This is a genomic window from Psychromonas arctica (assembly GCF_036697365.1).
In the GTDB taxonomy this organism is placed as follows: domain Bacteria; phylum Pseudomonadota; class Gammaproteobacteria; order Enterobacterales; family Psychromonadaceae; genus Psychromonas; species Psychromonas arctica_A.
This window is the reverse complement of record NZ_JBAHZA010000014.1, coordinates 25,258-37,358: the sequence shown is the minus strand read 5'-3', so window position 1 is coordinate 37,358 and position 12,101 is coordinate 25,258. Positions and strand designations below refer to the sequence as shown.

The following is a 12,101-nucleotide window of genomic DNA, read 5'->3' as shown; positions in this document are numbered from 1 at the left end:
TTGATCTATTTTACTTATTAAAATAGATCAATTATCTAATATCATTGATATAAAGAGACCAACATAATGAATCATTATAAAATTGCTATTGTTTGTTTATCTAGTTTTTTATGGGCTTGTAGTACACAACCTACAGCTCCAGTGACAGATCCGACAATCCCAAGCACAATCAATACTTCCAAAAATAGTACTGATAATTCCGTTAAGAGAAGCTCTGCATTAAGCTCATTATTAAGTCTTTCTGAACAACAAGAGAACAGTGGGAACCTACAGGGTGCAACAAGATCATTGGAACGAGCAATTAGAATTTCTCCTCGTAACCCTGAAGTCTATTTGCGCCTAGCAGAGTTAAATGAACGCCAAGGCAAAACAGCTCAGGCACATTCATTCGCAGAAAAAGCACTCAGCTTAAATCCAAATTCAGCATTAACTAATCAAGCTGAATCATTATTAGATAAACTTGAGCAGCAATAAAAAAGGAGAAATAGCCTCTGCTATAAATACTACTAAAGAACTCTTAGTTGCGTTAGTAGATTACCCCATCTAAATTCGATTGTTCAAGAGTGGTCGATACACCAACCATCTCTAACTCCATGACAATGAAAAAGGGAGAAAAGCGAACTTTTCTCCCTACATTGCCGGCTTAACCTTCAAGCCTTTTATACGACCGTTGAGACTCGCTTTTTAACAGCAATTTCTAGCACAAAAGCAGCTAAAGAATGACTGACTTAATCAACATAGCCACAACAAATAGTGCCAATACTCCGGCAAGCCAAATGCCAATAAACCAAGCGAGTTTTTTATATTTATTCATAACCATTAGTGATACCCATCCTCTGGTCTTACTTTACCTCGGAATACCCAGTAGGCATAAGCGGTGTAAATTAAAATAAGTGGTATTAATACTATTGTTCCCATTAAAGCGAATTTTAAACTCGAATCAGGTGCTGCAGCTTCAGTAATGGTTAAACTTGGCGGTACAATATTAGGGTAGAAACTAATAAGAATACCGATAAAGCTAAGCACAAATAAACCAAGTGAAGCTAAAAATGGTTGTGCCTCTTTACACTGTTTTAACCCAGTAAAGAGCAACCAAGTACATAACCCCACTAAAACAGGAACCAATACACTAAAGATACTACCTGGTAACGAGAACCAGCGTTGGAAATAAGCAGGATCTTGGAAAGGCGTTAAGACACTAACAACGCCTATAAATCCGAGGGTAGCAATCGCTAACCCTTTAGCATAACCACGCATTCTGGTTTGTAACTCGCCTTCTGTTTTCATGATTAACCAAGTAGAGCCCAATAAACCATAGCCTATGACAACAGCACCCCCAGTAAATAATGAGAATGGAGTCAGCCAGTCCCACCAACCACCAGCGTAAGCACGGTTAGCAACCTCAATACCTTGTACTAAAGCGCCAAGAGAAATACCTTGAGCAAAGGCAGCTATCACCGAACCTGCGAAGAAAGAAAAGTCCCAAACAGGTTTCCAACGAACCGTTCTCCAACGATATTCAAAAGCGACACCTCTAAAAATTAACGCTAGTAACATCAATATAATAGGCATATATAAGGCAGGCATAATAACCGCATAGGCGAGAGGAAAAACAGCAAACAAGCCACCACCCGCCATCACTAACCAAGTTTCATTACCGTCCCAAACAGGTGCAATAGTATTCATCATGACCGACTTGTCTTGTTCTGACTTAGCCGACGGAAACAGAATACCAATGCCCAAATCAAAGCCATCTAAAATGACATAACAAAGTACAGCAAACGTGATAATGATTGCCCAGATAAATGATAATTCAAATTCCATGGTTATCTCCTTGGCCATCTGACTTATGGTCTGCGTGAGTTATATCGATGGTTTCAATAATTTGTTTTTCTGCGGTTCTGATGGGCCCATCACTCATGTCAACGCCAGATGCCTCCGGCAATTTATTCATCAATCTTAATATGTAGTAAGTACCGGCCCCAAACACAAAGAAGTAAACAACAATAAATGCGATAAGAGAAACTGCTACAGCAGGTGCTGCAATGGGTGCAAGACTATCTGAAGTTCGCAATAAGCCATAGACAGTGAAAGGTTGACGACCCACTTCAGTAGTAACCCAACCTGCGAGTACGGCTACAAATCCCATTGGTCCCATTACGATCGCAGCGCGCTTTAACCAATCATCATCATAAAGCTTGCCACGCATACGTCCCCAAAAACTCCATACAGCTAAACCTAACATCGCAAAACCGAGAGAAATCATGATACGGAAGCTCCAGAAGACAATGGCAACAGGTGGCTCATCTTCATCTGCAATCGTATCTAAACCAGCAAGCGGCGCATTTAAATCATGCTTTAAAATTAAGCTAGACACCTTGGGTATCTGAATCGCGTAATCAATTCTCTTTTGTTCTGGATTAGGAATACCAAATAAAATCAGCGGAGCACCTTCAGGGTGACTATCATAATGCCCTTCCATCGCCATTACTTTGGCTGGTTGATGCTCTAACGTATTTAAACCATGAAAGTCTCCCACCACAATTTGCAAAGGAGCAGCAATGATTAACATTCCCATTGCCATTGAAAACATACGACGGGCAGCAACATCGGTTTTTCTTCTTAATAGGTGTAAAGCCCCGACAGCGCCAACAACTAGAGCTGTTGTTAGAAAAGCGGCGACAACCATGTGTGCTAAACGGTAAGGGAACGAAGGATTAAAAACGATCTGCATCCAGTCCTCAGGAACAAACTGACCTAACTCATTAATGCTGTAGCCAGCAGGTGTTTGCATCCACGAGTTAACAGATAAAATCCAAGTTGCTGACATTAATGTACCAAAAGCAACCATACTGACCGCGAACATGTGTAGCTTATCGCCCACACGCTCACGCCCGAATAAAGCGATACCTAAAAAACCAGCCTCGAGGAAGAAAGCGGAAAGTACTTCATAGGCCATAAGTGGTCCAAGAACCGGCCCTGTTTTATCTGAAAACACCGACCAGTTAGTACCAAATTGATAGGACATAACGATACCGGAAACGACGCCCATACCAAAGGCAACCGCAAAGATCTTTTTCCAATAGTTAAACAAAAAAAGATAAGTTTTATCATGCGTTTTTAGCCACATACCGTTTAAAACGGCTAGATAACTAGCGAGTCCAATCGAAAAAGCTGGAAATATAATATGGAAGGAAACAGTGAATGCAAACTGAATTCTGGCAAGTGTCTCGGCGTTGAAACTTTCAAACATAATCATAGACCTCGTATAAGTTTGAATTTAAATTATGTTTAACTCATGCAGCAATAAAATGAGTATTGAAACAAAAGCAACATCAGGCATATAACTTTCAAATAGGAAATGACGCTTACTTAACCTATTGCCATTGTGTTAATCATTGATAATCTGGAACATCGAATATGCCGTATACGCTATCTATTGTTGCGAGAATTGAGTAAAAAGAGCAAAGATAACTGCTCATCAATTCTTATATACTTAGCATTTTTATGCTGGATAAATTGCACTTATCGAATTACAAACTTTTAATTAATGACATCAATAAATACGTGATATAAAAACGTAAAGTTCAGTTGAAGAGTCTTTTTTTAAAAATATGTCCACGATTTTATAGACAGAAGTCTCACCTTTAACTGTAAGTTATTGGTAAGGAAGTATTGTTTTGGGAAGTGGGTTAAGCTGCGAAGTTTATTGGTCTTGTCGACTTTTACTGTAATAGCGACAATAAGGTGAGCTCGTACTAGGGCAATATCATTTTTAGCCATGAATAACTAAATTAACATTTTAGCCTGTCCCCTCTCAAAAGGTTTAAAAGGGAAAATGATGAAAGATAAAGTTGTGTTATATAAAAAAATCCCAGAACAACAAAAATTGTTATTAAGCCAAATGTTTAACCTGATCTGTTTTGATAATATAGATGAAAGTAATTTAAAACAATTTATCCACGAAATTAAAGATGCCATTGGTTTAATTGGCTCAGGCGTTAAATTGCATCAAGAAATTTTACAGCATGCTCTGAACTTAAAAGTAATATCAACTATTTCAGTGGGCTATGATCACTTTGATCTTGAATACCTAAAATCGCGCAACATTGCATTAATGCACACTCCGGATGTTTTAACGGATACCACTGCCGACACCATTTTCACTTTAATCATGTGTTCAGCAAGAAGAACAACTGAATTAAATAACTTTGTCACATCCGGTAAATGGTCTAATAACTTAAAAGATGATTATTTTGGTGTGGATATTCACGGTAAAAAGCTCGGCATATTAGGCATGGGGCGTATAGGTTATGCCGTTGCGAAACGAGCACACTTAGGCTTTGACATGCAAATAAATTACTATAACCGCAGTGTAAATTCAAAAGCAGAAGACAACTTAAACGCACAAAAAATGGAGCTTGATGAATTATTAGCTGATTCAGATTTTGTTTGTTCAATATTACCCGCTAACCAACAAACTGACCTTCTCATTGGCCAAAGAGAATTTGAACTAATGAAAGATTCAGCCATTTTCATTAATGGTGGACGAGGAAATGTAGTTGACCAAAATGCGTTAGCAATCGCATTAAAAAACCAAACAATCAGAGCCGCAGGTTTGGATGTTTATGAAGTCGAGCCACTTCCACAAAGCTCTCCTTTAATGAAGTTAAAAAATATAACGCTTTTCCCCCATATTGGCTCCGCAACCTCAGAAACAAGAGTTGCAATGATTACATGCGCAATAGAAAACCTCAAAGCAGCTTACATTGGAGATTTAACAAAAAATTGTGTTGTGAGTTGAACAACAAAATAGACAACATCATTATTTTAAAATAACGAAACAAACTACTCCGTATTTTATATAGTGGGTTATTGATAATGAAGTATTTTTTTAGTGGAGTGGATCAACCGATACAGTTTATGGCTGTCCACTCGCTTTATAGGCTCCACTCTCTTAGCACCAATTGGTAAGCATGAACCCCAAATTTAATCTACTTTGTTACTTTCTTGCGATAACCCAAATTGCGTGGATAATGCCCGGAATATAACCGAAAAGCGTCAAAATGATATTCAAGACTAATGTCCAAGAGAATCCGACTTGTAAAAAAACACCTAGTGGTGGCAATAAAACAGCAAAAATAATTCGAATAATATCCATTGGTTAATCCTTAAATGTAAATGAGTCTTTGGAAACGGCTAAACGGCGATTTCAACAACCTGTAGCAACTTTCCTCGCTTAATATATTCGTGTAACAATAAAGACTAGAGCAAATAGCATGCCACGGATTTACAGTTTAAAAAGAGGCGGTACTTTTATGGGGGGAGATACAAAATATTGCATCAGGAAATAGGTTGAGTTAACAAATTGAAACAGACAACTTCCATCTTAAATAGAGATGAATCTAGAACAAGTGTTTATAAGGCTTGTAACTCTATATCAATATGATTCAAAGCTAACATTCCCCCGTTAAAACATTAATATTTTTTATGCGTATTTAGCGCACTATTTAAAAAATTAATAGAGAGATTTATTGACTGAAATACAAATATTTCAAGCTCCATAAAAGTAACCACACCATGAAATTATTACATTTATAAATAAAAATATTACATCATTTCTTCCAAAACATTAATTCTCTTACAAAGCCTAAAACTCCTCTTAGCCCCCTATTTTAAATGATGTCAGCCAACTTTTTACAACATGGTATTGGTATTGCAACGTCAAAGTAACTAAATAGCCAGATTAGACGCTACACAGAACAATATATAAGAAGGATAAGCGAATAATCATTAATTTATTTGAATGGGAGGCAGAATGAATGACGACAATTCACTTAAAAACAAAAAAATAGCAATGATTGCAACCGATGGCTTTGAACAAAGCGAATTACTTCAACCTAAACAAAATTTAGCCGCACTGGGTGCCGAAATTGACGTTTTATCAATCGATAAAAATCAACAAATTTGTGGCTGGGATGTCAACAAATGGGGCGAAAAAGTTAATGTTGATAAACAAGTTAGCGATATCACCCTTTCAGATTATGACGGTCTTATTTTTCCGGGCGGTCAAATCAATCCAGACATCTTACGCACCAATAAAGAAGTGGTGTCGTTAATTCAAAAAGCCACAAAAGAAGACAACATAAAAGCAATCGCTGCTATTTGCCATGGTCCTTGGTTATTAGTAGAGGCTGATATTGTAAATAATAAAAAGGTCACCTCTTTTCCAAGTATCAGCACAGACTTAAAAAATGCAGGGGCGCACTGGGAAGATAAAACAGTAGTTGTCGATGGAAAACTAATAACGAGCCGCAACCCTGATGACATTCCTGCTTTTGTCGATGCGATTGCATACCAACTGACACATTAAATTACTCACATTAAAGATAAGTAGAAGGTGAAACATGAACAATCAAAAAATAGTAGTCGTAACAGGTGCTTCAAGTGGCATCGGCGCAGCGACAGTCGATAAAGTCATCGAAGCTGGACACAAAGCAGTGATCACAGCAAGAAGCACAGAAAAACTTAACAAAATAGTACAACGCTGGGGAGCGGATAAAGTATTAGCGGTCACAGCAGATGTATCAAACTTGGATGAAATTAGTAACGTCATCAATAAAGCGAAAGAGAAGTTTGGCAGAGTAGACGTTGTATTTGCCAATGCAGGTATGGGCGCAAGTACACCTGGTATTGAAAATGGCAACCCAGATGAGTGGAAAACCATGCTAGATGTCAATATAAACGCGTTACTCTATACCGCTAAAGCGAGCCTTCCTGCACTAAAAGAAACTCAAGGGCACTTCATCGTCACTAGCTCCATAGCAGGAAAAATTTCACTTAAAGGTTCAGTGTACGGCGCTTCAAAATGGTTTGCTTATGGTTTTGCACAAAATTTAGCGATTGAGATGGCAGAATGGAAAGGTCGTTGCACTACCATCTGTCCAGGCATGGTTAACACCCCTTTCTTCGATGAAGCTAAGCCTGACAAGTTAGATCCTATAGATGTTGCAGAAGCGGTTGTTTATGCCATTTCCGCTAACCCTCGTTGTGATGTTAGAGAAATAACACTCATGCCGACAAACTAACTTACATGACTCATTTGCATTACTCATTTACATTACTCATTTACATAGTTAGGCCTATTTAACTCGCTTAATGGGTCTATTAATCAACATTAAAAAGTAAGTAAAAACTTAAAGGAAGCAACTTAATGAATAACTTTAATAACGTAGCAGATTTCTTAAAACAAAATCAAAAGTTGCACTCACGTATTGCAGAATTTTATCAATCATTATCAATGCAGGCTGAAAATCAAAGAACCAAATTATTATTGGATATTCTGATAAAACACGAACTTGAATTGCTTGATTTTGTTAGTGCCTACCTTGATAAAGCATCGAATAAAACTCGAGAAGCATTTATTCAATTTGATCCTGAGCAAAACCCTGATGCTTTATTTTCAACTGAGTTTAAGCATCCAGAAGTAACGAGTGAACAAGTTGAAGCATTAGCAGATCGCTTTAACCAATATTTCTCAAATATTTACCAAGGTATTGCTAAATCAAATGAATCCCAAGAAGTAGAAAAAGTGTTTGATAATCTTCACCAGCACGCAGAACAAAAAAAGAAACAACTATCCATCGATATCAATGAAATGGGTGATATTTGATAGAGGCTAAAGAAACTGATGCACTTATTAAAACAGGCCGTTAATGCGGTCGTTTTAACGCAACTGAAGGAGAAAATAATGTCTGAACAACATGGTAAACAAATTAAAAATGACAGCGTTTACGAAGCCTTAATTAGCCAAGGAAACAGTAAAGAAAAATCGGCGCGCATCGCTAATGCACAAGCGAACCCAGATATGCACCCAGCTAAAAAAGGCGGAAAAGCGCAGCCATATGAAAACTGGACTAAAGTTGAATTGTATAAACGAGCACAAACATTAACCATTGATGGCCGTTCTAAGATGAATAAACAAGAATTGATTGACGCATTAAGATCCCATTAGTTAATCGTTTCATGATTAAAGATATTATTCATATTCCACATTAATGATAGTTTAAAAAATTAAATAAAAACTTCTTTCATCTTATCGAATACATTATTGGAGCACAAAACTATGTCAACATATCAAGGAGTTTTAGGTGTTAATAAAATAGACAAAGGTTACCAATTTTCAGTATGGGCACCCAATGCTAAATCAGTTTCTTTGGTTGGTGACTTTAATGATTGGAACAAAGACCAAAATGTAATGCAACAAACAGATAACGGGATTTGGTGGGTCGATATTCCAACAGCTTCAAACAATGATCAGTATAAATTTTGTATTGAGCCCGCAGATAATAAGAAGAGCACAAAAAATGATCCTCGCGCTAGAAAAATGACTAACAGCGTAGGTAATTCAATCATATACGATGATGAATTTAGTTGGAAAATAGACGATTTTGAATTACCTCCCGTCCATCAAAGAATCATTTACGAAATGCATATCGGCACCTTTAATCAACTATCAGGCCAACGAGGCACTTTTAACTCTGCAATTGATAAGCTGGATGATTTAGTTGAACTAGGTGTCAATGTATTAGAAATAATGCCAGTCAATGAATTCGCTGGTGATATTAGTTGGGGATATAACCCTGCCTCCCCTTTTGCTGTTGAGGAAGCCTATGGTGGTCCCGATGGTTTAAAACGATTTATAGATGCAGCACACCAGCGAGATATTGGTGTCATTTTAGATGTTGTGTATAACCATTTTGGCCCCAGTGATTTAGACATATGGCAATTCGATGGTTGGAGCGAAAACGATAAAGGCGGCATTTATTTTTACAATGACCACAGAAGTTCAACACCTTGGGGCGAGACCCGACCTGATTACGGTCGTATCGAAGTATGCGACTACATCAAAGACAGTGCATTAATGTGGCTAAGAGAGTTTAAAGCCGATGGATTGAGAGTCGATATGTTGCCTTTCATGCGCTGTATTTCTGGGGAAGATAACGGACAAGATGATATTCCAGAAGGCTATAAACTGATTCAGGATATCAATTCAACCATCAAACAAAGCTTTCCTAATAAAATGTGTATAGCCGAAGATCTGCACAAGCATGATTTCATCACTGCTCCAGTAGAACAAAATGGCTGTGGTTTTACATCGCAGTGGGATGCAGAATTTGTGCACCCAATACGAGCAGCGTTAACTCAGCCAACCGCTAAAGATATAGACCTTGATAAAGTAATAGGTGCCCTGCTGCATAGTCACAGTGGCAACGTTTATTCACGTGTTATATATACAGAATCACATGATGAAGTTGCTAACGGGCAAGCTAGAATCGTAGAAGAAATTGCCCCCGGTAACGTTGACGATGATTTTTTTGCACGTCAAAAAGGCATTATTGCAGCCACGTTAGTCTTGACCACAGCGGGTGTCCCGATGCTATTTCAAGGGCAGGAGATGAAAGAAGATGGCTGGTTTGATGATAATGAAGCACTTAATTGGCACAAAAAACAGCAATTTAATGAATATTATGCAGCCTTCCAACAATTAATTGCATTGCGTAAAAATAATGAGGGTAGTTCAGCAGGGTTAACCGGTGACCAAACAGACATTATACACCGTGATGACGAGCATAAGATTATTGGATTCAGCCGTTCGAATGGCATTGCTGATGAACAAATTAATGTTTACCTGAACCTATCTGATGCAGAAATAAACGAATATGTATTAAACGGACTAAACAAAGAAGCGACATGTTTATTTGCATGGTCTGATGGCATAGTGACCGATCAAGTTAGCGCAAATAATGGAGCTATCAAAATGCCTAAATACAGTGTGTTCATTTTTTCTAATTAGGTAAAGGGAAACAAGCTGAATAGACAGCCTGAATAGCCATATTTTGGAAAGCAGTCTTGTTTTGATAGCTTAGTTTTGAGGGCTTAATTTTGATGGTGTAGTTTAGCGAATAAAGTTTATGAGTGTCGACGTTCCTCAATTAAAAGATCCTGCTAAAAATGTCAGTCGCTAATACAGAAGGAGTAAGCTGTACTTTTAAACTACCAAGTTAGCTATTCGCCTGCCCTGATAGTTTAAAAAGTCCAGTTCATGTATAAGCCAACTTCCTTTGCTAAATGCAACTGAACGCTAATATTACTCTGCAAGTAAGTTCTTATTAATGATGTATAAACGATTCGCATCAACCGTATTTTGATCTAAATACTTTTGCTCTAACTTGCCACCCGTTGACCAAGTCGCAAAGTCATCATCATTTAACACACCTAAATGCTGATCATCAATTACCCATAAACCTTCCATTTTGTCATGTTTATAAGCAACTTCTTTAACCATATCGACCACCAGCTTTTTAGAGACAGGTTTAATTCCTAATTTCGCTAATGCATCCCAACCGTTTTTCTGCACATATTGCTCTAGTGTTAACCCATCAATTAACAAACCATGGCTTTCATCTTGCGTGATAGATGAAGATAAAGGAACCGTTGAAAGTGAAGTTCCACTACTTAAGTCGATACGATAAACTTGCTTTTGTGCATCTGGATTGGCTTTTTGAGGCCCACCAAGCAAGAAACTCCCATCTCGCTCAATCACTAAGAATTTATTATCAGTCAATGCTGCAATCTCAGAATTTGCATTCTCAAGCTTCTCTTGACGGTATAAATATTGTTCTGTTTCACCATTATTTAAATTTAATGTAACGATACGGGTGAGGTCGCCCTTTTGTGCCGCCTTATCAGGATTTTTCAGCGTAGATTGCATAATGCCTACCAGCATTTTTTCATCAGGTGTAATTGCTAACCCTTCCATACCGCGATTAGGACGACGATGCTGATACACAGAAGGCAAATGTAATGAAGCGCGACTGTCATCTTTAAATGCATTGATGCGGTCTATTTCGACACCATTAGCATCAAAGTGAACAATGTGTGGTCCATACTCATCACTTACCCAAAATGAACCATCTTTTAGCGCGACTAAACCCTCGCCATCTAACCCATAATCATCCAACTTAATCGGATTCGTTGTTGCATTATACGGTTTACTATCATCAACTAAGACAGGTTTTCCATCAGCGTGATAAGGCGTCTCGCCTGTGCCTCCTAATGCAGAGGTATTAGGTAATCCAGAAATAACGCGACCATCAGGACGTTTTAATAGGATCTCTTTTAATTGCACAACCTTGCCATTCGCTTGCACTTCAAATAAACCAATACGCGGCGTGTAATCAGCAACCGGGAAACTCTTACCTTTACCATACTCACCTTGATGGTTAGCGTTAGGCCCACGGTCTGTTAATGCATAAAATTGGTTTTTCTGGCTAGGATGAGCTGTCATCGCAGAGCCATAACCACCATTACGAATTTCAAGCGGTAAGTGTGTTTTTGCATCCTGTAAATCAGCACGTAAAACTGAATAAGGTAATTGACTGCCCTCGTTCGAAAAAGCATTAAAAACCGAATCTACTTCCGCAGCCGTAACCTGACTAACAGCACTAAATAATAAAGCCCCTGACAACACACGGGCTAAAGTTGTTTTATTCATTAACATTGAAAACCTTAAGATAAATTTGTTTCATTACCTTAAAGTACAAAATGAATATGACAGTTTAATGAACCTTGTATGCTTACTTAACTAACTGATACAAAAAGAATTATAAAAACAGAATTTTTTATGAGGGAGGAATAGTTAAATTAAAGGCTCTTTATGGCTATATAATTTAGTCATTTAAGACTAATAAATGGATTCTGCATATGACTCAAATATGATAAAAAGTGCAAACAGTTTTGAAAAGAGGCGGTTATGAATAAATATCATTCCCAGAAATATTATTTTGTTTGAAGTGTCATGGTATAAATTATTAATGACGACCTTGATATCTATCGGCTTCATATCGTATGGAATACTATCTTTTAGGCGAGCTATCTCTTTAGATAGTAACTACTCATTCAGAGATGATTTTATTCACTGCTTCCTTACTGTACGTTTAGTCCGTGATGTGAGTAAAAAATCGAGAATATATCCTATTTTATATATTCTAGGTGGTTTCATTATTTTGATTGTTGGTTTAATCAAATTACTCTAAGCA

General features: G+C 37.6%; 12 protein-coding genes. 7 read left to right on the top strand and 5 right to left on the bottom strand.

Going from position 1 to position 12,101, the window contains the following annotated elements:
* Positions 1-66: 66 nt before the first annotated feature.
* Positions 67-474, top strand: coding sequence for a tetratricopeptide repeat protein (locus tag V5290_RS14230; protein ID WP_333387102.1), 408 nt, complete (start codon positions 67-69; stop codon positions 472-474).
* A gap of 238 nt (positions 475-712) precedes the next feature.
* On the opposite strand, the gene V5290_RS14225 is transcribed toward V5290_RS14230, so the two are convergent.
* The 3 genes from V5290_RS14225 to V5290_RS14215 are packed head-to-tail and all read right to left on the bottom strand — an operon-like array spanning position 713 to position 3,253.
* Positions 713-820 (bottom strand): DUF2474 family protein, encoded by a 108-nt coding sequence (locus tag V5290_RS14225; protein WP_333387098.1) that lies wholly within the window; start codon positions 818-820, stop codon positions 713-715.
* Positions 820-1,824 (bottom strand): cytochrome d ubiquinol oxidase subunit II, encoded by a 1,005-nt coding sequence (gene cydB / locus V5290_RS14220; RefSeq protein WP_333387095.1) that lies wholly within the window; start codon positions 1,822-1,824, stop codon positions 820-822. The genes V5290_RS14225 and cydB overlap by 1 nt, the downstream gene beginning before the upstream one ends.
* A complete protein-coding gene (locus tag V5290_RS14215; protein WP_333387092.1) occupies positions 1,814-3,253 on the bottom strand; it encodes a cytochrome ubiquinol oxidase subunit I in 1,440 nt (479 codons plus the stop codon). Before V5290_RS14215 ends, cydB begins: the two co-directional genes overlap by 11 nt.
* 588 nt (positions 3,254-3,841) lie before the next feature.
* On the opposite strand from V5290_RS14215, the gene V5290_RS14210 reads away from it, so the two are divergent.
* Complete coding sequence (locus tag V5290_RS14210) at positions 3,842-4,804, top strand: D-glycerate dehydrogenase (RefSeq protein ID WP_333387089.1); 963 nt, start codon at positions 3,842-3,844, stop codon at positions 4,802-4,804.
* Positions 4,805-5,002: 198 nt separating this feature from the next.
* Here the strand turns inward: V5290_RS14210 and V5290_RS14205 are convergent, their stop codons facing one another.
* The gene (locus V5290_RS14205) at positions 5,003-5,161 is read right to left on the bottom strand and encodes a YqaE/Pmp3 family membrane protein (protein WP_113819835.1); all 159 of its coding nucleotides are present in this window, start codon (positions 5,159-5,161) and stop codon (positions 5,003-5,005) included.
* A gap of 657 nt (positions 5,162-5,818) precedes the next feature.
* On the opposite strand from V5290_RS14205, the gene V5290_RS14200 reads away from it, so the two are divergent.
* The 5 genes from V5290_RS14200 to V5290_RS14180 all read left to right on the top strand — a co-directional run bounded on the left by V5290_RS14200 (position 5,819) and on the right by V5290_RS14180 (position 9,856).
* Positions 5,819-6,373: a type 1 glutamine amidotransferase domain-containing protein gene (locus V5290_RS14200; RefSeq protein WP_333387087.1), complete on the top strand. Its 555-nt coding sequence runs from the start codon at positions 5,819-5,821 to the stop codon at positions 6,371-6,373.
* Between the two features lie 34 nt (positions 6,374-6,407).
* The gene (locus tag V5290_RS14195) at positions 6,408-7,088 is read left to right on the top strand and encodes an SDR family oxidoreductase (RefSeq protein WP_333387085.1); all 681 of its coding nucleotides are present in this window, start codon (positions 6,408-6,410) and stop codon (positions 7,086-7,088) included.
* A 125-nt stretch (positions 7,089-7,213) separates the two neighbouring features.
* Positions 7,214-7,672 (top strand): hypothetical protein, encoded by a 459-nt coding sequence (locus V5290_RS14190; RefSeq protein ID WP_333387083.1) that lies wholly within the window; start codon positions 7,214-7,216, stop codon positions 7,670-7,672.
* Positions 7,673-7,750: 78 nt separating this feature from the next.
* Complete coding sequence (locus V5290_RS14185; protein WP_333387082.1) at positions 7,751-8,014, top strand: DUF7218 family protein; 264 nt, start codon at positions 7,751-7,753, stop codon at positions 8,012-8,014.
* Between the two features lie 111 nt (positions 8,015-8,125).
* Positions 8,126-9,856 (top strand): alpha-amylase family glycosyl hydrolase, encoded by a 1,731-nt coding sequence (locus V5290_RS14180; protein WP_333387080.1) that lies wholly within the window; start codon positions 8,126-8,128, stop codon positions 9,854-9,856.
* 294 nt (positions 9,857-10,150) lie between these two features.
* Here the strand turns inward: V5290_RS14180 and V5290_RS14175 are convergent, their stop codons facing one another.
* Positions 10,151-11,557, bottom strand: a complete 1,407-nt coding sequence (locus tag V5290_RS14175) for an esterase-like activity of phytase family protein (protein WP_333387078.1) — start codon at positions 11,555-11,557, stop codon at positions 10,151-10,153.
* Between the last annotated feature and the right edge of the window lie 544 nt (positions 11,558-12,101).

What these genes read in the sequence shown, in the direction of transcription:
- V5290_RS14230 (WP_333387102.1), top strand. Translation starts at nt 67, where the DNA reads ATGAATCATTATAAAATTGCTATTGTTTGTTTATCTAGTTTTTTATGG.
- V5290_RS14225 (WP_333387098.1), bottom strand. Translation starts at nt 820, where the DNA reads ATGGTTATGAATAAATATAAAAAACTCGCTTGGTTTATTGGCATTTGG.
- cydB (WP_333387095.1), bottom strand. Translation starts at nt 1,824, where the DNA reads ATGGAATTTGAATTATCATTTATCTGGGCAATCATTATCACGTTTGCT.
- V5290_RS14215 (WP_333387092.1), bottom strand. Translation starts at nt 3,253, where the DNA reads ATGTTTGAAAGTTTCAACGCCGAGACACTTGCCAGAATTCAGTTTGCA.
- V5290_RS14210 (WP_333387089.1), top strand. Translation starts at nt 3,842, where the DNA reads ATGAAAGATAAAGTTGTGTTATATAAAAAAATCCCAGAACAACAAAAA.
- V5290_RS14205 (WP_113819835.1), bottom strand. Translation starts at nt 5,161, where the DNA reads ATGGATATTATTCGAATTATTTTTGCTGTTTTATTGCCACCACTAGGT.
- V5290_RS14200 (WP_333387087.1), top strand. Translation starts at nt 5,819, where the DNA reads ATGAATGACGACAATTCACTTAAAAACAAAAAAATAGCAATGATTGCA.
- V5290_RS14195 (WP_333387085.1), top strand. Translation starts at nt 6,408, where the DNA reads ATGAACAATCAAAAAATAGTAGTCGTAACAGGTGCTTCAAGTGGCATC.
- V5290_RS14190 (WP_333387083.1), top strand. Translation starts at nt 7,214, where the DNA reads ATGAATAACTTTAATAACGTAGCAGATTTCTTAAAACAAAATCAAAAG.
- V5290_RS14185 (WP_333387082.1), top strand. Translation starts at nt 7,751, where the DNA reads ATGTCTGAACAACATGGTAAACAAATTAAAAATGACAGCGTTTACGAA.
- V5290_RS14180 (WP_333387080.1), top strand. Translation starts at nt 8,126, where the DNA reads ATGTCAACATATCAAGGAGTTTTAGGTGTTAATAAAATAGACAAAGGT.
- V5290_RS14175 (WP_333387078.1), bottom strand. Translation starts at nt 11,557, where the DNA reads ATGAATAAAACAACTTTAGCCCGTGTGTTGTCAGGGGCTTTATTATTT.